We start from the raw sequence: 22,707 nt of genomic DNA, 5'->3' as shown, positions 1-22,707 counted from the left end.
GCAACGGCAGCAGCAACTGCCGCTTTTTTAGGATCGACTGCAACGTCAGTGTTTGTTTCGGCAACAGGCGCCGTGTCTGTTGTTACGTCGTTAACAGGTGCTTGTTGCGCCGCTTTACGGGCTTTTGCTCGCGCAACAGCGGCAGCAACTGCATCTTTCTTATCTGTATTTTGTGTTGGTGATTGATCTGATTCGGCTTGCTGTTGTTGCATTAATTCAGCATGTTTGGCTGCTTTTTGCTCGCGAGCTTGAAGTTTACGCTGCTTACGTAAGGCTGCCATTTCACTGTTATCAGGCTCAGCATTCGCTTCTGATACTGAAGCGGCTTGTCTGGCTTTTGCTTTAGCAATAGCGGCAGCAACTGCAGGTTTTATGGCTGGTGCTGTTGTTTCTGTTGCTGCAGCTGCTTGTTTCGCTTTCACTCGCGCAATAGCTGCTGCAACAGCATCATCGCCACCAGATGCTGCCATATTTTGACGACGATCCGTTGCTGCTTTAGCAAAGCGGTTTTCACGTTCAGCTTTATCGCGTTCCATGCGTTGCTGTTTGGCTTCAAAACGTTGACGTGCACGTTCGGCACTCATTTCATCTTGTTGGCGTTCCCAAATTTCAGCTTTGGCTTGGCGATAATACTGTACCAATGGAATTTCACTTGGACAAACATAAGCACAAGCACCGCATTCAATACAGTCGCTTAAATTATATTCTTCACATTTGTCGTAGTTTTTGTCTTTTGCATACCATTGTAACTGTTGTGGTAATAATGACGATGGGCAAACATCAGCACAAGCAGAGCAACGAATACAGGCCATTTCGTAAGTATGCAGCGGTAATTCTTTACGTTTAGGCGTTAAGATACAGTTAGTAATTTTGGTAATCGGTACATTGGCATGTGGCAATGTAAAGCCCATTAATGAGCCACCAATAATGACGCGAGGGTATTTTTTATCGGCTTGATAACCAAATTTTTCAAGCAAATAAGCAATAGGCGTCCCTAGTAATGCAAATACATTTCCACGTTGCTTAAAGGCTTCACCTGTTAACGTGACCACGCGCTCAATTAAAGGCTCACCATTAACGATAGCGCGCTTAATCGCAAAAGCAGTACCGATGTTCTGCATAATAACCCTGATTGAGGTTGAGCGTGCTTGGCTCGGTACTTCTCGACCTGTTAATAGCTTAACCAGTTGTTTAGAGCTGCCTGAAGGGTATTTGGTTGGAATAACGCGAATAATAATATTATCGTCTTCACTAACACAGGCTTCTAATGCTTTGATTGCTTCAGGTTTGTTGTCTTCGATACCAATTAAGGTTAATTTTGGTGCAATAATATGGCGTAAAATACGTACACCTTCGATGACTTCATCTGCATAGTCTTGCATGAGTCGATCATCGGCGGTGATATAAGGTTCACATTCAGCGGCGTTAATAATAAGAATATCAACGTTACCTAAACCACCTTGCAGTTTACGTGCAGTTGGAAAACCAGCACCGCCTAAACCGGCAATACCCGCAAGGCGAATAGCTTCAATCAGTTCTGCTGGATCGCGATCTTGATAATCTGGATATTGCGTTGCATGACACCAAGTATCTTGGTTATCGGTTGCAATTACGATACATAAATCGGTTAAGCCAGAAGGATGGGCGGTTGTTCGTTGCTCAATCGCCGTGATAGTGCCAGAGCTTGGGGCATGAATAGGCACACACATCGCAATATCACCTTGCGTGAGTGGTTGGCCTTTGAGAACGTGATCGCCAATATTGACGATAATATCACCGCGAGAACCAATGTGTTGTTTTAGTGGCAATACTAATTCGTTAGGAATGCCCGCAGCTTTAATTGGCTGTGTATTTGATAATGCTTTATTTTCCGCAGGGTGAATACCACCATGGAAATCCCACAATTTACCTTGTTTAATTTGTTCAATAATCGATAGCATGACTATGGCTTAACCTTTTCTGCATTCGCTGTCGCAGCAATATTAACAACCGGTATTTGGTTGAGTTGCCATTTCCAGTTATCGGGGGTTTCTTTAACTGGGATCATTTCAATACAATCTGTAGGGCAAGGAGAAACACAAAGATCACAGCCTGTACATTCGTCTTTTATTACGGTGTGCATTGATTTAGTGCCACCAACAATGGCGTCTACAGGGCATGCTTGAATACATTTAGTACAACCAATACACATATCCTCATGAATAAAAGCGACTTTTTTAATATTATTAGTCACTTCATTCGAAGCCTGAGGCACTTCGACACCCATTAGATCGGCAAGTTTTTCAATGGTAGCTTGACCACCGGGTGGGCATTTGTTAATGATTTCGCCGTTTGCTATCGCTTCAGCATAGGGACGACAACCGGGGAAGCCACATTGACCACATTGTGTTTGCGGTAAAATAGCATCAATTTGTTCTACAATAGGATCTGCCTCAACTTTAAAACGCACTGAAGCAAAGCCTAAAACAATGCCAAATATTGCAGCTAAAACAGCGAGTACAATGGCAGCAATTAAGATCCCGCTCATTACAATTTCACCAATCCAGTAAAGCCCATAAAGGCAAGAGACATAAGGCCTGCGGTGATCATTGCAATCGAAGCGCCTTTAAATGGCCCTGGCACATCTGCCGCTGCAATACGTTCACGCATAGAAGCGAACAATACTAATACCAATGAGAAACCCACTGCCGCACCAAATCCATAAATAACAGATTGAATGAAGTTATGGTGCTCATTGGTATTGAGTAAAGCGACACCTAATACCGCACAGTTGGTTGTGATGAGTGGTAGAAAAATACCTAATAAACGGTAAAGGGTTGGACTAGTTTTATGCACGACCATTTCGGTAAATTGCACCACAACGGCAATCACGAGTATGAAGCTAAGCGTACGTAAATATTGGATACCTAATGGCTCCAAGATATAGGTTTCAACAAGATACGCACACACAGAGGCAAGCGTTAGCACAAATGTTGTCGCTAAGCCCATACCGATAGCAGTTTCTAGTTTCTTAGATACACCCATAAAAGGACATAAGCCTAAGAATTTAACGAGAACAAAGTTGTTAACCAACACTGTTCCGATGAGGAGTAAAAGGTATTCAGTCATACCGAGTTCATTATCATTGCAATAGATCCCAACATTATCTGATTTTGTGAGCGCTATAACAACTCCTCAAGGGTAGGGTTTTATCTATTAATCGTCTTAAATTTGAGTAGTTGCTTGAAATATAAGTTTTTAGTGCAATAAATTTCTTCTTTTAGGCTAATAGCCCATTATGTGTTGTTAATTAAATACATTGTTTTGGGTTTTTAATTGTGTTTGTTATGTTTTTTAAACGTAAAGGTATTGCTAATCATTATGAAAAAACAGCTGTTTTTTTGAGTGTTTTCGTAAATTGTGATTGTGGCGGTTGTAAAATTAGATAATTCTGCGTTTGATATAACTGAGTTTAATATAAATAATGTTCGTGATTACACGTATGACGAATAAATATAAGCGATAGGATGGAACAATGGATATTTTATTACTCAGTAATGGTAAAATTGCTGGTAACACGCATGTAATGGAATTTGCTGCTGATGCAATTGTTGAGCAAGTAAAGCGTACTGGAGCGAAGCATTTTGTCGTGATCCCATACGCTGTTATTCGTTCAAGTCATGATGATCGTGTGGCATTAGTTCAAGCAACATTTGATAAGTTGGGTTTAGATTGTGTTGCTACGGGTTTACACCGTGCTGAAGATCCCGTTACGGCCATCGAACAAGCTGACGGTATTATTGTCAGCGGTGGTAATACTTGGGTACTCAATAAAACGTTACATGATTTAGGTTTAGTTGGCCCAATTCGTAAAGCAGTATTAAAAAAAGGGACGGCTTATATTGGTTGGAGTGCGGGGACTAACATCGGTTGTCCAACTATTCGTACCACTAACGATATGCCTATCGTAACAGGTGCCATTCTATCTTCATTAAATTTCGTGCCTTTCCAAATTAATCCGCATTACTTAGAAGCCTCTGTTGAAGGCCATATGGGTGAGACGCGTGATGAGCGAATTCAAGAGTTCCTTGAGATTAATAAGCATGAGCCTGTTATTGGTATTCCTGAAGGAACATGGTTGGCGGTTACAGATAATAAGATTAGTTATCATGCAGCTAACGGTAAGCCGCTAAAATTCTTTAGCTATGGTAATGAGCCTGTTTATTATCAACCAGGTGATGATGTACAGTTTTTGATGGATCTTAATTACTAACGTTATGGCGCTGAGTGTAAAGACATCAACGAAGAAGCTAACCATGAGGTTAGCTTTTTTATTCCCTATAAAAAAACACTTGATTTTTAAGAAATGCCTAATCACTTGGCTTTTTAGTGGTTGTCCACAATTTCTGTGGATAACTAAGTTGATGTTAGCGGGGTATTTCGATTGATGTTGATAAGAAATGTAATAAGGGAATTAATTAACAACAATGACCATAAAGAATAACGAGAAAGAAGCAAATATAAAAGTGTTATAAATAATGAAGAAATATAAAAACAATATGCCTGATATTAAAGGTAAGAATGCTTGGAAAATCTGTGGATAACATTTAATTGGTTATCCATCTTTACATACTTAATTCAAAAGTGTCTATATGCATAACTATCTGTTTTTATTATTTTCCTGTTATCACTACAATTTTAAACTTAACCAAACCAGTATTGACATTATTGAGTAGGTGCTCACAATGATACTTAGTATTGTTATTATGGGTAGATGTAATGAGTAAGCTGTTTAGTCTTGTATCTGATTATTCGCCAGCTGGTGATCAACCCACGGCCATTGCACAATTGATGGATGGGCTTGATTCTGGTCTTGCACAGCAAACGCTACTTGGGGTTACAGGCTCGGGTAAAACCTTTACGATTGCCAATGTGATTGCGCAAGCTAATCGTCCCACGCTTATTATGGCTCCTAATAAAACCTTAGCAGCCCAGCTCTATGGTGAGATGAGAGATTTCTTTCCTGATAATGCCGTAGAATATTTTGTTTCTTATTACGATTATTACCAGCCTGAAGCTTATGTACCTACCACGGATACATTTATTGAAAAAGACGCTTCCGTTAACGCCCATATTGAACAAATGCGATTGTCAGCAACTAAAGCATTAATGGAACGACGTGACGTTATTATTATTGCGTCAGTGTCGGCTATCTATGGTTTGGGTGATCCTGAATCTTATTTAAAAATGATGTTACATGTACGTCGTGGTGATGTACTCAATCAACGTGACATTCTTCGTCGCTTAGCTGAACTGCAATATAAACGTAATGATGCTGTCTTTGAGCGAGGTACGTTTCGAGTTCGAGGGGAAGTGATTGATATTTTCCCTGCTGAATCAGAAAAAGAAGCGATTAGATTAGAATTATTTGATGATGAAGTTGAAGTTATTTCATCATTTGATCCCCTAACTGGCGCCATTATCCAACGCAATTTAGCCCGCACGACAATTTATCCCAAAACACACTACGTGACACCAAGAGAGAAAATTCTTGAAGCCATCGAAGGGATTAAACTGGAGCTAACCCAGCGTAAGCAACAATTGTTAGATAATAATAAATTGGTTGAAGAACAGCGTATTTCGCAGCGAACGCAATTTGATATCGAAATGATGAACGAGCTCGGCTTTTGTTCTGGTATCGAAAACTATTCACGCTACCTCAGTGGTCGTGCAGAGGGTGAGCCGCCACCAACATTATTTGATTATCTTCCTGCCGACGGTTTATTAATTATTGATGAATCTCATGTGACCGTTTCTCAAATCGGTGCCATGTTTCGCGGTGATCGCTCTCGTAAAGAAAATCTAGTGGAATATGGATTTCGATTACCATCAGCATTAGATAACCGCCCAATGAAGTTTGAGGAATTTGAGTCTTTAGCTCCACAGACTATTTATGTTTCTGCAACTCCAGGTAATTATGAGATTGAAAAGTCAGGTGGTGATATTGCTGAGCAAGTTGTGCGCCCGACAGGTTTACTTGATCCTGAAATAGAAGTTAGGCCTGTAGCAACACAAGTTGATGATTTACTTTCTGAGATTCACATAAGATCCGCTAAACAAGAGCGAGTGTTAGTGACGACGTTAACTAAGCGAATGTCAGAAGATCTTACTGAATATCTAACCGAACATGGTGTCAAAGTACGTTATCTTCACTCTGATATCGATACGGTTGAACGGGTTGAAATTATTCGTGACTTGCGGTTAGGTAAATTTGATGTGTTAGTTGGGATTAACTTACTTCGAGAAGGTCTTGATATTCCAGAAGTATCACTCGTGGCTATTTTGGATGCGGATAAAGAGGGATTTTTACGTTCAGAACGATCCTTAATTCAAACTATGGGACGCGCAGCGCGTAATATTGAAGGTAAGGCGATTTTATATGGTGATCGTATTACGGGCTCTATGGAGCGGGCGATTAATGAAACCCAGCGCCGCCGAGAAAAACAGATTATACATAACCTTGAACATAATATTGTCCCTCAAAAACTGAATAAGAAAATTGGTGATTTATTAGAGCTTGGTGCGTCGAGTGGGCGGGCTAAATCTCGAAATAAAGCCGCTGAGTTACATAAAGTAGCAGAATCAAAAGGAACTTATTCAGTATTAACTCCGCAGCAATTAGAACTTGAAATTCAGCGCTTAGAAAAGCAAATGTATGACTTTGCACAAAACTTAGAGTTTGAACAAGCTGCAGAAACACGGGATAAAATTCATCAATTACGACAGCAATTTATTGCTAATAGTTAATTAATCATATTTACTAGAATATACAGGTAAAAAAAAAGCCAGCCGAGAAAAAGGTTCGGTTGGCTTCATTGTTAAGTGAAAAAATTCACAAACAACGTCAGTTGGCTAGGTTGACCCCTAAGATAAGAGTCACGGTTATATCTGCATACTCCATGCCAACTTTTTTATATGAGATATAGGCTTTTTTTGTCCGTTTATCTTCGCCAAGTATCCTTTTTATCACGCATAAAAAGAATGCTTTTCGCAAAATGCGAATCATTATGCAATTCAATCTGGCATAATATAAAAAAAGTAAATTAGGAGCCCACTTTCTATTGTATTGATTACAATTAGATTAAGGAGTTCGTTTTTGGAGGAGCAATGGAAAGCATTACACGACAACGCCAAGTATTAATGGTTGAAGATACAGCGTCAGTGGCTGCCTTATATAAATCTTACTTAAATCCTCTCGGACTCAATGTAAGTATTGTGGGCACGGGTAAAGAAGCACTGCATTTTATTAAAGAAACTATTCCAGATTTAATTTTATTAGATCTTCGTTTACCTGATATGACGGGGATGGAAATCTTACAATTAGTTCGACAAGACCATGGTAGTATTCCCGTCGTTATAATGACTGCACATGGATCAATTGATATTGCGGTCGATGCGATTCGACAAGGCGCTCAAGATTTTTTAATTAAGCCTTGTGAAGCCGATCGGTTACGAATAACCGTAAATAATATATTTAAAGGTAATACCAAGTCATCGTCTGATAGCCCTTCAAAACAATCTGATGGTGCACAATATCAAGGCTTCATTGGTAACAGCTTACCTATGCAAGCTGTTTATCGCGTTATTGAATCTGCGGCATCAAGTAAAGCAACCGTATTTATAACCGGTGAAAGTGGAACGGGTAAAGAAGTCTGTGCTGAAGCTATCCATGCAGCAAGCCCACGTCATGATAAACCGTTTATTGCTTTAAACTGTGCTGCAATTCCTAAAGAACTGATTGAAAGCGAATTATTTGGTCATGTAAAAGGAGCCTTTACGGGGGCATCAACTGAACGTCAAGGGGCTGTTGAGATAGCACATAATGGCACCTTAATGTTAGATGAGCTTTGTGAGATGGATTTGGATTTACAAAGTAAATTATTGCGTTTTATCCAAACAGGTACTTATCAAAAAGTTGGGTCATCTAAAACATGCCATGTTGATGTTCGTTTTGTGTGCGCGACCAATAGAAATCCTTGGCAAGAAGTACAAGAAGGCCGTTTTCGAGAAGACCTTTATTATCGACTCCATGTGATTCCGATCACCTTACCACCATTACGAGATCGTGGTGATGATGTTATTGAAATTGCTCACGCATTATTGGGATTAATGTCATTAGAAGAAGGTAAAAACTTTAGCCGCTTTTCTAAAGAGGTGTTGCAGTTATTTGAATCTTATTCTTGGCCCGGTAACGTCCGTGAGTTACAAAATATTATTCGTAATATTGTTGTACTAAATACCGCGGAAGAAGTAACAAAAGAAATGGTTCCCCCACCTATAAATGCTATTTTTGGTGCGGAAATTGCTTCTCCTATGACAATTTATCCACAATTAAATACATTAACATCAGCAGTGAATACATCATTTGTTAATGAAATACAAAAAGATAAGATTGAACCGCTATGGATAGTAGAAAAACGTGCTATTCAATGGGCGATTGATGCTTGTGACGGAAATATCCCTCGTGCTGCTGGATTATTAGAAGTGAGCCCATCAACAATTTATCGTAAATTACAAACTTGGCAAGAGACTGTGAGTAGTCGGGAGATTGATTAATGGCAATTAATATAAATTTAGAAACATTAAAAAAGCTGGCTGATGAAGTTGGTGCAGACACAGTAGTTATCTTGCTAAATGTATTTAGTAATGAGCTTGAGCAATATTGTCAAAAACTCTCAAGCCAACCATCAATAAATCAAATTGGTGATATTAGTCATGCAATAAAAAGCAGTGCAGCAAGTTTTGGTGCAGATGATCTGGCATTAATGGCACAGGAATGTGAATATCGAGTCAGGCAAGGCCAAGATGATTGGATGATTGACCATTTACCACAATTTAGGCAAATGGTCGAAGGGATGGCGATTGAATATAAACAATTAGCGGGAAGTGATGAGTCTATCAATCGCACGCTTTAATTTATTACGATCATGACGCCATTCATGATTATTCGATGCTAAATCTAGCACTATCTGTTGATATTTAGGGTCGAGTAGTGGTTGATGAACATCAGTAATGATTGTGTCAATCTTTCTTCCCGCCATCGCGCGTTCACACCAATGTAGCATCGTTTTAAGGCTCATCTCTCCAGCGGGGCCTTTTTCTTTATCTATATTAGTAATAAAAGCAATTTTAGCCGTGCTGACTTTCAGAGCTTGCTCGATATCACGTAGTAGCAATACAGGCATTATGCTGGTTAAAAAGCTGCCAGGCCCTAATAGAATAATATCTGCTTCTATAATGGCATTAACGGCTTCTTTGGTTGCTGGTACGGCTGGTTCTAAATAAAGACGTTTGGGAATTTCAGCTAATTCATCAACACTGGTTTCCCCATTGATAATTTGACCGTCATAAGTGATGGCGGCTAAATCAGAAGGGTGTTCCGACATTGGAATGATGAAGGGCTTAACGTGAAGCATATCGCGAATTAAATTGATTGCATCAAGAGGGCGAATGCAAAGATTATCTAATGCAGTTAGCATCAAGTTACCCAAATTATGTCCATTAAGTTCACCATTTCCACGGAATCGGTATTCAAAGATCATCGAACCAATAGACGGCTCGGTAATTAATTGATTGATACAATTACGCATATCTCCCCATGCTATACCACCTTGGCAGGCACGAATACGACCAGTAGAGCCCCCGTTATCTGTCGTAGTGACGATGCCTGTGACTTGTGAGCCATAATCAGATAATGATGATAAGACACGACCAAGACCGTGACCACCACCAATGGCAACAATACGTGTTATTGCTGTACTCTTTGTAGACATAATGTTCGTTCTAATTATTATATTATAAGTATATTTTAACAAAGGATATGCGTTAGTGCATTTGTTGGTTAATGTAGATGTCGAGATGGATCATATTATTTGAAAATTAACGGTTATTTAAAGATTAATGGTGGGTTTGGATCATGCTCATGAGGTAATCACAAGCATAAAGACAATCTGGACGGTTAAGTAAGGTCTGTTTTTCTTGTGTCGGTACTGGTAGGATTTCAAGCCAACGTTGACACAACCAACTTAGATTATGAAATTCTTGCTGATGATGTAATTTATGTAAATCAGGATGTTTATTAAACACTAGCTGTAACCGTGTTGATAATAATTGTTGTTCAGTCGTGAGTTCGCGTTGGGGCCAGCGCGGTAATTGCTGACAGTTTCCCCATATAATATCACTTTCACTTTGCTCTATTTTTGCGATTTTAAACGGATCTTCGCCATAGATATTTAATTTAATCAGTTGGTTGTTAGGTTCGTGGTTAAAATCTTCAACTATGACTCGTGTACCTATATGGCATAAGCGTTGTTGTGATTTTTTATCACTAAACATACAAATACCGATGCCTGTTTTTGATGACAAGATAATCTTTAGTATTGTTGCATGGGTAATTGTCGATAAATAAAGCTGCATCCGTCCTGTCGGCAGGATGTGACGCTTTTGAAATAATAGCGGTATATATAGCGTTGCCATGATTACACCATTAATGAGATGTCTTCTTTTGTAGGCAAGCAAGTCTGGTGCCGAAGTTGTAAAAACAACTACTAATTATCTAAGTTATTGATTTTTTGTGTAAAGGTTTTCTGGTGACTATTTTTAAATACCGCTCACTATAATTTGGTTTTATTGATAAGCAAAATAAAAACCATTGTGCCTGCGGTGGTTTATTTTGTTTGATCAATCCACGATTGGACACTGTCTGTCGGTAATAGCTCTAAATGGCCAAGTTCATCAAAATACCATCCTTTTATTAATCCTTTATTGCGCATTTCAATAAAATGACCTAATACTTGCTGAGCGGCTGCATGAGCAGAATCTGAATCAAGGTTTTCTTCTCGTTGCAGATAAAGTGCAATATCATCCAGCGTTGCTGATTCCATTATATTGAACATAAATCCTCCACTATTGACATGATTTTATCGTTAAATACCTAACTAGTATTGTCGTGTTTCTGCTCGAAAGGTAGAATGTCAGCCTGTTTTTTTCAGTTATTTGTCAATTTTCGAAAAACTCTGATACTTTTAAATAAGACATGCCGTTGTGTGACATTAATAGTTAATCAACGACTGATGTGCACAACTGCCATAACTCCGAGCTTTTTTCACTAAGTTGCTACGTGCTGTTTGATTAATCCATCTGGAAGTAATCAATAGTCAATAAGTGATTAACGCCAGTGACATAATGTCACCAGGGTTGGTTTAGAAATGAACTGGCCTCCCGCATTTGGAAAGGTGTTCCGTGGCTAAACAATTAGAAGATAGTTTTCATCGTAAGTTTTATTATTTACGGCTCTCTGTTACAGATGTATGTAACTTCAAATGTACCTATTGCTTGCCAGATGGCTACCAGCCTACGGATCAGAAGAAACCTTCTTTTTTAGCATTGGATGAAATCCAGCGAGTGACGGCGGCTTTCGCTGATTGTGGTACCACTAAAGTGCGTATCACAGGTGGTGAGCCAAGTTTACGCCGTGATTTTACCGATATTATTCGGACTGTTGCCAAACAACCCGGTATTACAAAGGTGGCAACCACCACTAACGGCTATCGTATGGCAAAGCATGTTCATGAATGGCGCAAAGCGGGATTAACCCATATCAACGTCAGTGTTGATAGCTTAGATCCTAAGATGTTCTACCAAATTACCGGTGAAAATATGTTTCATCAGGTAATGGATGGTATTGATGCAGCTTTTGATGCTGGTTTTGAACAAGTAAAGATTAATACAGTCTTACTTAAAGATCTTAATTCTCAAGAGTTACCAAAGTTTTTAGAATGGATCAAAATTCGCCCAATCCAATTACGTTTTATCGAGTTAATGCAAACCGGTGAAATGGACAGCCTTTTTAGTAAACATCATGTTTCAGGTGTGAGTATTCGTAACCATCTCATTGCTAATGGTTGGTTATTGAAAGTAAAAGACAATAATGATGGCCCAGCACAAGTTTTCTATCATCCTGATTATATTGGTGAAATCGGACTTATTATGCCGTATGAAAAGAGTTTTTGTGAAAGCTGTAATCGTCTTCGTATCTCAGCTAAAGGTAAATTACACCTGTGTCTCTTTGGTGACGATGGTGTGGAATTACGCGATTTGTTGGCTGATGATAGCCAGCAACCACAACTTATTAAGCGAATTCAAGCCAGTTTAAACACAAAAGCGGTAAGCCACTTTCTTGATGAAGGGAAAACAGGCATGACGCCAAACTTGGCATCAATTGGCGGCTAGATGGTACGAATAATGATAATAAATAAGCAATCGATATAAGATGTTCGATTGAATTTAACTTATTGCTTTTATTGGGAATATAGAATGAATCAGTTTACCCATATTAATGCTTCAGGCGAAGCTAACATGGTTGATGTTTCGGCAAAAGCTGAAACAGTACGAGAAGCGCGCGCAGAAGCTTTTGTTCATATGGCACCTGAAACCTTAGCATTGATAGTTTCAGGTCAGCATCATAAAGGTGATGTGTTTGCGACAGCGCGTATTGCAGGCATTCAAGCGGCAAAGAAAACGTGGGATTTAATTCCATTATGTCACCCGTTATTACTGACGAAAGTTGAAGTCCAGTTGCAAGCGATACCGGCTGAAAATAAAGTTCGCATTGAATCTTGCTGTAAGCTTGCAGGTAAAACGGGTGTCGAAATGGAAGCATTAACGGCAGCATCTGTTGCTGCGTTAACCATTTATGATATGTGTAAAGCGGTTCAAAAAGACATGGTTATTAGTCAAGTACGGTTACTTGAAAAAACGGGCGGTAAATCTGGTCACTTTAAGGCAGAAGCATGATTAATGTATTGTTTTTCGCTCAAATTAAAGAGTTAGTGGGTGTTGATAAGATTGAAGTTGCTGCAGAATTTGCAACAGCAGATGATTTACGTCAAGCCTTGTTAAGCCGTGGTGACAAATGGCAGTTAGCATTAGAATCAGGCAAATTATTGGTTGCAGTTAATCAAACAATTTGTCACTTAGATACTGCGATAAAAGATGGTGATGAAGTCGCTTTCTTTCCACCCGTTACTGGGGGTTGAGATGATTTTAGTCCAACATGAAGATTTTTCAGTTGCAGATGAATATGCCAAGCTTGCTGACGGTAATGAAGCGGGCGCTGTGGTAACATTTATTGGTAAAGTGCGTGATTTTAACCAAGGTGATGTAGTAACGGGTTTGTCGTTAGAGCATTATCCAGGCATGACAGAAAAAGCCTTGCAAGAAATTATTGTTCAGGCACGTAGCCGGTGGCCATTATTACAAACACGAGTGATCCATCGTGTTGGTGATCTTGAGTTAGGTGATCAAATTGTATTTGTTGGTGTAACAAGTGCTCACCGTGGTGCTGCATTTGAAGCCTGTGAATTCATTATGGATTATTTGAAAACCCGCGCGCCGTTTTGGAAAAAAGAACAAACACCATCGGAAAGTAGGTGGGTAGATGCGCGAGAAACTGACAATTCTGCCGCTGATAGATGGTCAGAATAAGATTTTGATTGATATAGAAAAGGAGCTAATTTTAGCTCCTTTTTTTATAGGTAGATATTAACGAAAAAGATTATTTTTTATTTTTATTCTTATCTCGATTTGCCGCGGTAGTTGGAACGTAACTCGTGCGAAAACGGGATGGACTTGGTCGTGAAATGCAGGCTGTAGGTCTCATGATTTTACTCTTATTCTCACCGTATGAAATGACAGAGGTATTACTAAGAAATTGACGTTGGTACAGGATATCTTTCTTAGTGGCTAAATAGTAGCGGGCTTATTGGCTAAATTATAGGATCCTTACCAGCTTATGATGTTGTTTGCTAAAATAATCTATCTGTTATCTTTTTAAGATCCTTTTGTTATAAATAAGCAACAATAAGGTAAATTAGCCAGTGAAGTTGCTATTTATGTGCCATATTTAAAAGGTGAAGATTAAGCGTAAGAGTTTTTGGCTGGTATAAGACCAAGCAGTGAAGAGGCAGTAACGGTCTACTAGCATCATTTAACAGCGGAGAGGTTAATAATGCATAAACGTATACCTTGTAAAAGAATCAAGCAGATGATGGCTGATATTGGCATGGATGATAATAACCACGATAACGAAGAGCCGTTATTACTCGAACAAAAAGAACAAGCCGTGAGTCAAGACAAGCAGCTGATTGAACTAGACAGTCAAAATAAGTAAATATTATGCGGTATTATTATAGAAAGGCATTACTTAGGTAGTGCCTTTTTTTATGTTTCTTTTTGTCTTTAGTTTGTAATGCTAGTGTTTGTTTTATGCTCGGTAATGCTGGGTTTCAGTGGTTTTTTATTCTGATTCTGAATTGATGTACAAATTATAACCTTAAAAAAGGCCAAATGAGCCATTTTTACTAATATTAATAGCTTTAACCTTAATGATTATAGGTGTAATAAACTATAAATGTGAGATTGATCTAGTTAATGTTGGTGGTTGTTAACCAAATGTGTAGTATGAAATGTGTTTTATTTGTCTGTTTGTGGCAAATTAATATAACTCCTGTTAATGTTTTAGACAATTCTTCGGTTTGATAGTTGTTCTCTAGGATTGAGAATAACTATTTTGTCATTAATTAATATGGCCTACTGAAAATGTCATGGACGTTATAAATTGATGTATTGGAGTTAATACATGTATAAGAATAAAATTACCCAAGCTTTGTTACTTGGCGCTGGTCTCGTTGTTGCCCTTCCTTCTTTTTCAATCTTTGCAGCACAAGTTCCCGCTGAAGTTAAATTAGCTGACACACAAGAGTTAGTCCGTGCAAATGGCACTGAACCTGAATCTCTTGATCCTCAAAAAGTATCAGGCGTGCCTGAATCTAACGTTATTCGCGATTTACTTGAAGGCTTAATCAATCAAGATGCCGATGGTAATCTGGTTGCTGGCGTCGCAAAATCATGGCAGACAACGGATAACAAAACCTGGATTTTCAATCTACGCGACGATGCTAAATGGTCAAATGGTGATCCCGTAACCGCTGACGATTTTGTTTATACATGGCGTCGTCTTGCTGATCCTAAAACCGCATCACCTTACGCGTCATACCTTGATATGACTACGATGGCTAATGCTTCTGATATTATTGCAGGTAAAAAATCACCTGCAACATTAGGTGTTGAAGCTGTTGATGCTCACACATTAAAAGTAACATTAGACAAGCCATTATCTTATTTTGCATCAATGCTTGTGCACACATCAATGAAGCCTATTAATAAAAAGGTGGTTGAAAAGTTTGGTGATCAATGGACGAAAGTGGGCAACTACGTTTCAAATGGTGCTTATCAATTGGATCAATGGGTTGTTAATGAGCGTATTGTCTTAACCCGTAATAATAATTATTGGAATAATAAAGAGACGGTTATTAACCAAGTTACATTTTTACCAATTGAAAACCAAGTTGCAGCAATGAACCGTTTCCTTGCGGGTGAAGTGGATATGACTTACGAAATGCCAAATGAGCATTTTAAACGCCTTACAAAAGAGCACCCACAAGATGTAAAAGTAACGCCTTACTTATGTTCTTACTACTATGAATTTAATACTGCACGTAAGCCATTTGATAATGGAGATGTACGTAAAGCTTTATCGTACGCCATTGACCGTGATGTATTGGCTAAATTTATCGTTGGTAAAGGCGAAACGCCTGCGTATAACTTTACCCCATTAGCGACTAATGGCCTTGATGTTGATATGCCGGATTACGCTAAATTAAACCAAAAGCAACGTTTAGAAAAAGCCAAAGCATTATTAGCTGCAGCCGGTTATAACCAGAAGAACCCACTGAAATTTAAAGTGTTATATAACACATCAGAGAACCATAAAAAAATTGCAGTTGCGATTGCATCAATGTGGAAAAAAGGACTGGGTGTTGAAGCACAACTTGAAAATCAAGAATGGAAAAGTTATTTAGACAGTAAACGTCAAGGTAACTTCGATGTTTCTCGTGCTGGTTGGTGTGGCGATTATAATGAAGCTTCTACTTTCTTAGCAATTATGCGCACTGGTCACTCACAAAACTACCCTAAATATGCCAGTGTTGATTATGACAAAGCGATTGATGATGCAATCCTTGCTCCAACAGCAGCTGAGCGTGCAGTAGATTATAAACGTGCAGAAGCAAGTTTAGCGCAAGATATGCCAATTATGCCTATTTATCACTATGTTAATGCTCGTCTAGTGAATCCACAATTAGGCGGTTATCCAATGAATAATGCAGAAGATAATATCTATTCTAAAGATCTGTATTTCATCGCTAAATAATTTTGTCATTCATAATAATTAGCTGCCTTTAATGATGAAGGCAGCCCTCGCTTGCATAACTAATACGGTAGCTTTATATGATTAAATTCATTGCTAAAAGGATTTTTGAAGCGATACCGACACTGTTGGTATTGATCACTATTTCATTTTTTTTAATGCGCTTCGCTCCCGGTAACCCTTTTACTTCAGATCGTCCTTTACCGCCGGAAGTTCTCGCTAATATTGAAGCAAAATATGGTCTAGATAAACCTGTATTTGAACAATATACCACTTACTTAGGTAATATTGTTCAGGGGGATTTAGGGCCTTCATTTAAATATAAAGATTTTACAGTTAACGAATTAGTGTCTAAAGCGTTACCCGTATCGGCAAAAATAGGTTTTTTTGCTTTTATTTTTGCGTTGGTTATGGGGGTATTCGTTGGCACTCTTGCAGCGTTAAAACAAAATACCTGGCTCGATTACACCATTATGTCGACCGCGATGGCGGGGGTGGTGATGCCTTCCTTTATTCTCGCCCCAGTATTGATTTATATCTTTGCTATTAATTTGCAGTGGTTACCCGCTGGTGGTTGGCAGGATGGATCGTTCAAGTTTGTTATTCTGCCAATGTTAGGCATGGCACTATTGTATGTGGCGACATTCGCACGTATTACGCGTGGCAGCATGATTGAAACGCTAAACAGTAACTTTATTCGTACAGCACGAGCGAAGGGATTGAGCTATCACCACATCATTTTAAAGCATGCATTACGTCCAGCATTATTACCTGTCGTGTCATACATGGGACCTGCTTTCGTCGGTATTATTACTGGCTCGGTGGTGATTGAAACGATTTTTGGTTTACCGGGTATAGGTAAACTGTTTGTCAATGCAGCCTTTAATCGTGATTATTCATTAGTGCTTGGTATTACGATTTTAATTGGTTCGTTAACGATTATCTTCAATGCTATTGTCGATATTGTGTTAGCGACAATCGATCCTAAAATTCGTTATTAAGAGGCTGATAATTATGATTTTAACAAAAAAAGATAATATTGAAGCGCTTGAAAATTTTTCAGAAAATCTTGAAATAGAAGGCCGTAGTTTATGGCAAGACGCGCGTTCACGGTTTTTGCGTAACAAAGCAGCAATGGTTTCATTAGTGATTTTAGGCTTGATTACACTAGCGGTAATTTTTGGCCCGATGGTGAGTCAATATGCGTTTGATGATACCGATTGGTATGCGTTACATGCTGCACCATCATTAGGGGTAGAAGGGCACTTTTTTGGCACTGATAGTTTAGGACGTGATCTTTATACTCGAACATTAGTTGGTGGTCGTATTTCACTAATGGTGGGGTTATTAGGCGCTTTAGTTGCGGTCGTTATTGGCACACTTTATGGCGCTGCATCGGGCTTTATTGGTGGTAAAACAGACCGAGTGATGATGCGTATCTTAGAGATACTGTACTCCATTCCATTTATGTTTTTTGTGATTGTATTAGTGACCTTTTTTGGTCGTAATATTATGCTGATCTTTATCGCTATCGGCGCTATTTCTTGGCTTGATATGGCGCGAATTGTGCGTGGTCAAACTTTATCGTTACGAGGTAAAGAGTTCATTGAAGCAGCCCATGTGTGTGGCGTTAGTCGTTGGCGAATTATTACTCGCCATATCGTACCGAATGTTTTAGGTATTGTAGCTGTGTATTCAACATTACTTGTGCCAGCAATGATTCTAACTGAGTCGTTTTTAAGTTTCCTTGGGTTAGGCGTACAAGAGCCGATGACGAGCTGGGGAGCATTATTGCATGAAGGTTCACAAACGATGGAAGTGGCTATTTGGCAGTTATTATTTCCTGCTGGGTTTATGGTGATTACATTATTTTGTTTTAACTATGTCGGTGATGGTTTACGTGACGCGTTAGATCCTAAAGATAGATAAAAATAAGCAGCGACCTATTTTATTAATCATAGTAGCGGTGATCGGACCGTACAGTAACGTTAATAAAGTAGGTATCGCCAATATCATTCACTTGATAATAAATAATAACCGAAGCGAATGTACGGTGCTTATTGTTGATAACAAGGAAGTAGTATGAGTTTGTTAGAAATTAAAGATTTACGAGTAGAATTTACCACGCCAGATGGCAATGTTACTGCGGTAAATGATCTTAATTTTTCATTAGAGCAAGGTCAAACCTTAGGTATTGTTGGTGAATCGGGCTCAGGTAAGAGTCAAACCGTGTTTGCTATTATGGGCTTATTAGCCAAGAACGGTATTATTAGTGGTAGCGCCAAATTTGAAGGGCGTGAGATTTTAAATCTATCAGAAAAAGAACTAAACCGTATTCGTGCTGAACAAATTGCGATGATTTTTCAAGATCCAATGACGTCATTAAATCCTTATATGAAAGTCAGTGAGCAGTTAATGGAAGTACTGATGCTGCATAAAGGCATGAGCCGATCTCAAGCTTTTGAAGAATCGGTAAGAATGTTGGATGCGGTTAAAATTCCAGAAGCACGTCAGCGTATTACTATGTATCCCCATGAGTTTTCTGGTGGTATGCGTCAACGGGTTATGATTGCAATGGCGTTATTATGTCGTCCTAAGTTGTTGATTGCTGATGAACCGACAACAGCACTTGATGTAACCGTTCAAGCTCAGATTATGACATTATTAAATGATCTTAAATCTGATTTTGATACCTCGATCATTATGATCACCCATGATCTTGGTGTGGTTGCTGGCAGCTGTGACAAAGTGTTAGTGATGTATGCTGGACGGACGATGGAATATGGTGATATTAATGATATTTTTTATCGCCCAAGCCATCCTTATACCGAAGGCTTATTACGTGCGATTCCTCGTTTAGATACCGAAGGTGATGATTTACCAACGATTCCGGGGAATCCACCTAACTTATTATCTTTGCCTGTTGGCTGTCCGTATCAAGAGCGTTGCCATCGTGTATTACCGCGTTGTAAGCAAGAATCACCAATATTAATGCCATTTGCACAAGACAGATTACGCGCTTGTTTTGCTGATATGGGAGCATAGTAATGACGACGGAAAAGAAAGTATTATTGGATATTACCAATCTAAAAGTTCATTTTAATATCGCGTCTAAATCAGCATGGCCTTGGAGCCAACCAACCAAATTAAAAGCCGTTGATGGTATTAATGTCAGTGTTTATGAAGGTGAAACGTTAGGCGTTGTTGGTGAATCGGGTTGTGGTAAATCAACATTTGCGCGAGCAATCATTGGATTGGTTGAAGCGACAGAAGGCCAAGTAGTATGGCTAGGACAAGATCTAACCAAGCTAAATCACCGCGATTTACGTGAAAAACGTAAACAGATTCAAATGATTTTCCAAGATCCATTAGCATCACTAAATCCACGTATGACGGTTGGTGAAATTATTGCCGAGCCATTAAAAGCATTTTATAGCCAATTAAGTGCTGATGAAGTAAAGCAACAAGTGCAAGCAATGATGACCAAGGTGGGGTTATTACCTAATGTTATCAACCGTTACCCACATGAGTTTTCTGGTGGGCAATGCCAACGAATTGGTATTGCACGAGCACTAATCTTAAAACCCAAGATGATTATTTGTGATGAACCTGTTTCAGCACTTGATGTATCAATTCAAGCGCAGGTAGTGAACTTGCTTAAATCATTACAAAAAGAGATGGGATTAAGTTTAATCTTCATTGCTCATGATTTATCGGTCGTAAAACATATTTCTGATAGAGTACTTGTGATGTATTTAGGCCATGCGGTTGAAATGGGGGACAGTAAAGCTTTATTTGCTAATCCTCAGCACCCGTATACCAAAGCATTAATGTCAGCAGTCCCGGTTCCTGATCCTGAATTAGAACGTAATAAGCAGATTGAGCTATTAGAGGGGGATTTACCATCACCAATGAATCCACCATCGGGATGTGTGTTTCGTACTCGTTGTCCTAAAGCTGTTGCTCTCTGCGCCCAAGAAAAACCTGTGTTAGTAGGTACACATCAACATGAAGTTTCGTGCCTACAAATTTAAGGGTAAAAATATGAGTAACAATCCAATTATTTACGGAGTGTTACCCTTGTTTCGGAAAAGAGGGCGGAGAGTTAACAGAAGTGCAATATGATGGTGAGCCAATACTGAGCATGTAATATCAATTATTTCATCGTGTTGCAGTACATTGGTGTTGATATGAATACTGAGTAGTGAGGCAGTGTTTTGCTATATACTTCGTAATCACAAGTTACATGTTTTGCTGCGTTAATAAAAAAGGACATTATTTAATAATGTCCTTATTTTATTAATTATAATATAACAGAGTGAGTTATAGCTTATCTGTTAATTTAACTGCGTCACCAATGTAGTTAGCAGGAGTTAACATTTTAAGGCGTGCTTTTTCATGTTCAGGTAATTCTAAACCATCAATGAATGTACGCATACCTTCGCCATCAACACGCTTACCACGAGTTAACTCTTTTAGCTTCTCATAAGGTTTTTCGATGCCGTAACGACGCATAACTGTTTGAACTGGCTCTGCAAGTACTTCCCAGTTACGGTCTAACTCAGCAGCAAGAGCTTCTTGGTTAAGTTCAAGTTTGCTAATACCTTTAAGTGTTGATGTGTATGCAATGATTGCATAGCCACAACCGACACCTAGGTTACGTAAAACCGTTGAGTCTGTTAGGTCACGCTGCCAGCGAGAAACAGGTAGTTTCTGTGCTAAGTGACCAAAGATAGCATTCGCTAGGCCAAGGTTACCCTCTGAGTTTTCAAAATCGATTGGGTTAACTTTGTGTGGCATGGTAGAAGAACCAATTTCGCCAGCAATGGTTTTTTGCTTAAAGTGACCTAAAGCAATATAACCCCAAATGTCACGATCGAAATCAAGTAAAATAGTATTGAAGCGAGCAAACGCATCAAATAATTCTGCAATGTAATCATGCGGTTCGATTTGTGTGGTGTAAGGGTTGAATGTAATCCCTAGCGCAGTAACAAACTCTTCGCTGTATTGGTGCCAATCAATATCAGGGTAAGCAGATAGATGAGCATTGTAGTTACCTACTGCACCATTGATCTTACCTAGAATTTCAACGTTTTCGATTTGCTTATATTGACGCTCCATGCGGTACGCCACGTTTGCCATTTCTTTACCCATTGTTGATGGAGAAGCTGGCTGGCCGTGAGTACGGGTAAGCATTGGAACATCACGGAATTGATTCGCAAGCGCTTTAATCGCATCAATAACGTTACGCACTTCTGGTAGCATGACTTTTTCACGAGCTTCAGTCAGCATCAGCGCATGAGAAAGGTTATTGATATCTTCTGAAGTACATGCAAAGTGGATGAATTCATTAACCGCATGGAGCTCAGGTAATTCAGCTACTTTTTCTTTTAGAAAGTATTCAACCGCTTTTACATCGTGGTTTGTTGTACGCTCAATCGTTTTAATACGTAGCGCATCTTGTTCACTAAACTCAGCTGCAATACGATCTAAGAATGCATTTGCTTCAGCGCTGAATGCAGGAACTTCCACGATAGCATCAGTAGCGGCTAATTTTTGTAACCAACGGATCTCAACGATAGTACGGTATTTTAGTAAACCGAACTCACTAAAAATACTGCGTAATACGCTTGTTTTGCTTCCGTAGCGGCCGTCTACTGGGGAAACAGCTGTCAGTGCTGACAGTTCCATGTTGATCTCTCCTGCTGTATGAGGGTTAAAACAAAATTAATATTCAGCCTGATTTGTCAGGCTGAATTGAAGTTAGCAATGCGTTAACTTAGTTTCGAGCGAGCAAAATTTTTGCTTGTTCTAGCATTTGCTTACGACCAAATAATAAATGACGGCGTTTACCACCGACTTGGCTCCAAAGTACAGCACTACGAACAGCAGCAAGTAATAATGCTCGAACGCGGTGTTGAACGTGAGGCAATTGTAATTGTGTAGGCGTGCCAGACACTTGAATACGAGGTCCTAATGGACTGATAATATCCAAATAAATACTGGCAATATTACTCAGCATTTGTTCATCAAGTAGTTCAAAATGGACCGTTTGACGCTTTAATGTGTCAACACGATCACTTAATTGTGCCATGCTGTCACGACGAGCTGATAATTTACGTTCCAGCGCCATAACTCCCACAAGATAGCGGGTTATTTCACTACCTGATGATGAACCATCAATATCGCGCACCATAGATTCTAAGCCGATGCGTAGATCAGCTTCACTGCCGTAGACACCAATGGTATTGGCTGGATCCGTTGCCATAATGCTATTGAGCATCGTGCTTAATGCTGCTGAGTCACAATTGCCATTACGGGCAACGTCTTGAACTAATTTGACTGCTTGGCACATGCCTGCAAACGCAATCGTTCGATCATAAATAGAGTAAGCCACGCGC

The 22,707-nt window shown here is 39.2% G+C and carries 22 protein-coding genes and 1 riboswitch; of the genes, 14 read left to right on the top strand and 8 right to left on the bottom strand.

What is annotated here, in order from left to right:
- The 3 genes from rsxC to rsxA form a co-directional block, all read right to left on the bottom strand.
- The coding region (rsxC, locus tag Q0V26_RS13355) for an electron transport complex subunit RsxC (RefSeq protein ID WP_297482367.1) at positions 1–1,940 on the bottom strand (1,940 nt) is incomplete at its 3' end.
- Between the two features lie 2 nt (positions 1,941–1,942).
- Positions 1,943–2,527 carry an electron transport complex subunit RsxB gene (gene rsxB, locus Q0V26_RS13350; RefSeq protein ID WP_297482364.1) on the bottom strand — a complete coding sequence of 195 codons (585 nt, stop codon included), beginning with the start codon at positions 2,525–2,527 and terminating at the stop codon, positions 1,943–1,945.
- Entirely contained in the window at positions 2,527–3,108 is a 582-nt protein-coding gene (gene rsxA / locus Q0V26_RS13345; protein WP_297482361.1) for an electron transport complex subunit RsxA, read from the bottom strand. The genes rsxB and rsxA overlap by 1 nt, the downstream gene beginning before the upstream one ends.
- Positions 3,109–3,514: 406 nt before the next feature.
- On the opposite strand from rsxA, the gene pepE reads away from it, so the two are divergent.
- From pepE to Q0V26_RS13325, 4 genes are all read left to right on the top strand, one after another.
- Entirely contained in the window at positions 3,515–4,252 is a 738-nt protein-coding gene (gene pepE / locus Q0V26_RS13340) for a dipeptidase PepE (protein WP_080157922.1), read from the top strand.
- A gap of 506 nt (positions 4,253–4,758) precedes the next feature.
- Positions 4,759–6,786, top strand: coding sequence for an excinuclease ABC subunit UvrB (uvrB, locus tag Q0V26_RS13335; protein ID WP_297482354.1), 2,028 nt, complete (start codon positions 4,759–4,761; stop codon positions 6,784–6,786).
- Between the two features lie 360 nt (positions 6,787–7,146).
- The gene (luxO, locus tag Q0V26_RS13330; RefSeq protein WP_297482351.1) at positions 7,147–8,595 is read left to right on the top strand and encodes a quorum-sensing sigma-54 dependent transcriptional regulator LuxO; all 1,449 of its coding nucleotides are present in this window, start codon (positions 7,147–7,149) and stop codon (positions 8,593–8,595) included.
- Entirely contained in the window at positions 8,595–8,954 is a 360-nt protein-coding gene (locus Q0V26_RS13325) for an Hpt domain-containing protein (RefSeq protein ID WP_297482349.1), read from the top strand. Before luxO ends, Q0V26_RS13325 begins: the two co-directional genes overlap by 1 nt.
- Here Q0V26_RS13325 and yvcK read toward each other — a convergent pair.
- From yvcK to Q0V26_RS13310, 3 genes are all read right to left on the bottom strand, one after another.
- On the bottom strand, positions 8,916–9,812 hold the full coding sequence (gene yvcK / locus Q0V26_RS13320; protein ID WP_297482346.1) for a uridine diphosphate-N-acetylglucosamine-binding protein YvcK: 897 nt from the start codon (positions 9,810–9,812) through the stop codon (positions 8,916–8,918). The two genes, Q0V26_RS13325 and yvcK, sit on opposite strands and share 39 nt — an antisense overlap.
- A 124-nt stretch (positions 9,813–9,936) precedes the next feature.
- The gene (locus Q0V26_RS13315; protein ID WP_297482344.1) at positions 9,937–10,515 is read right to left on the bottom strand and encodes an LON peptidase substrate-binding domain-containing protein; all 579 of its coding nucleotides are present in this window, start codon (positions 10,513–10,515) and stop codon (positions 9,937–9,939) included.
- 191 nt (positions 10,516–10,706) lie between these two features.
- Entirely contained in the window at positions 10,707–10,934 is a 228-nt protein-coding gene (locus Q0V26_RS13310; RefSeq protein WP_297482341.1) for a hypothetical protein, read from the bottom strand.
- 184 nt (positions 10,935–11,118) lie between these two features.
- A riboswitch (molybdenum cofactor riboswitch) is annotated at positions 11,119–11,292 on the top strand.
- Here Q0V26_RS13310 and moaA point away from each other — a divergent pair.
- From moaA to oppF, 10 genes are all read left to right on the top strand, one after another.
- Positions 11,281–12,270: a GTP 3',8-cyclase MoaA gene (gene moaA, locus Q0V26_RS13305; protein ID WP_297482338.1), complete on the top strand. Its 990-nt coding sequence runs from the start codon at positions 11,281–11,283 to the stop codon at positions 12,268–12,270. It overlaps the preceding riboswitch by 12 nt.
- 84 nt (positions 12,271–12,354) lie before the next feature.
- A complete protein-coding gene (gene moaC / locus Q0V26_RS13300) occupies positions 12,355–12,834 on the top strand; it encodes a cyclic pyranopterin monophosphate synthase MoaC (RefSeq protein ID WP_080173502.1) in 480 nt (159 codons plus the stop codon).
- Entirely contained in the window at positions 12,831–13,076 is a 246-nt protein-coding gene (moaD, locus tag Q0V26_RS13295) for a molybdopterin synthase sulfur carrier subunit (RefSeq protein WP_080157914.1), read from the top strand. The genes moaC and moaD overlap by 4 nt, the downstream gene beginning before the upstream one ends.
- A gap of 1 nt (position 13,077) precedes the next feature.
- Positions 13,078–13,524: a molybdopterin synthase catalytic subunit MoaE gene (gene moaE / locus Q0V26_RS13290; RefSeq protein WP_297482373.1), complete on the top strand. Its 447-nt coding sequence runs from the start codon at positions 13,078–13,080 to the stop codon at positions 13,522–13,524.
- A 523-nt stretch (positions 13,525–14,047) separates the two neighbouring features.
- Positions 14,048–14,209 carry a hypothetical protein gene (locus Q0V26_RS13285; RefSeq protein ID WP_162841603.1) on the top strand — a complete coding sequence of 54 codons (162 nt, stop codon included), beginning with the start codon at positions 14,048–14,050 and terminating at the stop codon, positions 14,207–14,209.
- A gap of 468 nt (positions 14,210–14,677) precedes the next feature.
- Positions 14,678–16,309: an ABC transporter substrate-binding protein gene (locus Q0V26_RS13280; RefSeq protein ID WP_297482335.1), complete on the top strand. Its 1,632-nt coding sequence runs from the start codon at positions 14,678–14,680 to the stop codon at positions 16,307–16,309.
- Positions 16,310–16,386: 77 nt separating this feature from the next.
- On the top strand, positions 16,387–17,307 hold the full coding sequence (gene oppB, locus Q0V26_RS13275) for an oligopeptide ABC transporter permease OppB (protein WP_297482332.1): 921 nt from the start codon (positions 16,387–16,389) through the stop codon (positions 17,305–17,307).
- A gap of 16 nt (positions 17,308–17,323) precedes the next feature.
- Positions 17,324–18,235: an oligopeptide ABC transporter permease OppC gene (oppC, locus tag Q0V26_RS13270; protein WP_297482369.1), complete on the top strand. Its 912-nt coding sequence runs from the start codon at positions 17,324–17,326 to the stop codon at positions 18,233–18,235.
- Positions 18,236–18,388: 153 nt separating this feature from the next.
- The gene (locus tag Q0V26_RS13265; protein ID WP_297482330.1) at positions 18,389–19,351 is read left to right on the top strand and encodes an ABC transporter ATP-binding protein; all 963 of its coding nucleotides are present in this window, start codon (positions 18,389–18,391) and stop codon (positions 19,349–19,351) included.
- 2 nt (positions 19,352–19,353) lie between these two features.
- A complete protein-coding gene (oppF, locus tag Q0V26_RS13260; protein ID WP_297482327.1) occupies positions 19,354–20,340 on the top strand; it encodes a murein tripeptide/oligopeptide ABC transporter ATP binding protein OppF in 987 nt (328 codons plus the stop codon).
- Between the two features lie 289 nt (positions 20,341–20,629).
- Here oppF and purB read toward each other — a convergent pair whose 3' ends face one another.
- Both purB and hflD read right to left on the bottom strand, forming a co-directional pair.
- Entirely contained in the window at positions 20,630–21,997 is a 1,368-nt protein-coding gene (purB, locus tag Q0V26_RS13255) for an adenylosuccinate lyase (RefSeq protein ID WP_297482324.1), read from the bottom strand.
- Positions 21,998–22,085: 88 nt separating this feature from the next.
- Positions 22,086–22,703 carry a high frequency lysogenization protein HflD gene (gene hflD, locus Q0V26_RS13250; protein WP_297482321.1) on the bottom strand — a complete coding sequence of 206 codons (618 nt, stop codon included), beginning with the start codon at positions 22,701–22,703 and terminating at the stop codon, positions 22,086–22,088.
- Between the last annotated feature and the right edge of the window lie 4 nt (positions 22,704–22,707).

It is taken from the genome of uncultured Photobacterium sp. (assembly GCF_947039875.1).
Taxonomy (GTDB): domain Bacteria; phylum Pseudomonadota; class Gammaproteobacteria; order Enterobacterales; family Vibrionaceae; genus Photobacterium.
The sequence above is the reverse complement of the archived record's forward strand: the minus strand, read 5'-3'. Positions and strand labels throughout refer to the sequence as shown.

What these genes read in the sequence shown, in the direction of transcription:
- rsxB (WP_297482364.1), bottom strand. Translation starts at nt 2,527, where the DNA reads ATGAGCGGGATCTTAATTGCTGCCATTGTACTCGCTGTTTTAGCTGCA.
- rsxA (WP_297482361.1), bottom strand. Translation starts at nt 3,108, where the DNA reads ATGACTGAATACCTTTTACTCCTCATCGGAACAGTGTTGGTTAACAAC.
- pepE (WP_080157922.1), top strand. Translation starts at nt 3,515, where the DNA reads ATGGATATTTTATTACTCAGTAATGGTAAAATTGCTGGTAACACGCAT.
- uvrB (WP_297482354.1), top strand. Translation starts at nt 4,759, where the DNA reads ATGAGTAAGCTGTTTAGTCTTGTATCTGATTATTCGCCAGCTGGTGAT.
- luxO (WP_297482351.1), top strand. Translation starts at nt 7,147, where the DNA reads ATGGAAAGCATTACACGACAACGCCAAGTATTAATGGTTGAAGATACA.
- Q0V26_RS13325 (WP_297482349.1), top strand. Translation starts at nt 8,595, where the DNA reads ATGGCAATTAATATAAATTTAGAAACATTAAAAAAGCTGGCTGATGAA.
- yvcK (WP_297482346.1), bottom strand. Translation starts at nt 9,812, where the DNA reads ATGTCTACAAAGAGTACAGCAATAACACGTATTGTTGCCATTGGTGGT.
- Q0V26_RS13315 (WP_297482344.1), bottom strand. Translation starts at nt 10,515, where the DNA reads ATGGCAACGCTATATATACCGCTATTATTTCAAAAGCGTCACATCCTG.
- Q0V26_RS13310 (WP_297482341.1), bottom strand. Translation starts at nt 10,934, where the DNA reads ATGTTCAATATAATGGAATCAGCAACGCTGGATGATATTGCACTTTAT.
- moaC (WP_080173502.1), top strand. Translation starts at nt 12,355, where the DNA reads ATGAATCAGTTTACCCATATTAATGCTTCAGGCGAAGCTAACATGGTT.
- moaD (WP_080157914.1), top strand. Translation starts at nt 12,831, where the DNA reads ATGATTAATGTATTGTTTTTCGCTCAAATTAAAGAGTTAGTGGGTGTT.
- moaE (WP_297482373.1), top strand. Translation starts at nt 13,078, where the DNA reads ATGATTTTAGTCCAACATGAAGATTTTTCAGTTGCAGATGAATATGCC.
- Q0V26_RS13285 (WP_162841603.1), top strand. Translation starts at nt 14,048, where the DNA reads ATGCATAAACGTATACCTTGTAAAAGAATCAAGCAGATGATGGCTGAT.
- Q0V26_RS13280 (WP_297482335.1), top strand. Translation starts at nt 14,678, where the DNA reads ATGTATAAGAATAAAATTACCCAAGCTTTGTTACTTGGCGCTGGTCTC.
- oppB (WP_297482332.1), top strand. Translation starts at nt 16,387, where the DNA reads ATGATTAAATTCATTGCTAAAAGGATTTTTGAAGCGATACCGACACTG.
- Q0V26_RS13265 (WP_297482330.1), top strand. Translation starts at nt 18,389, where the DNA reads ATGAGTTTGTTAGAAATTAAAGATTTACGAGTAGAATTTACCACGCCA.
- oppF (WP_297482327.1), top strand. Translation starts at nt 19,354, where the DNA reads ATGACGACGGAAAAGAAAGTATTATTGGATATTACCAATCTAAAAGTT.
- purB (WP_297482324.1), bottom strand. Translation starts at nt 21,997, where the DNA reads ATGGAACTGTCAGCACTGACAGCTGTTTCCCCAGTAGACGGCCGCTAC.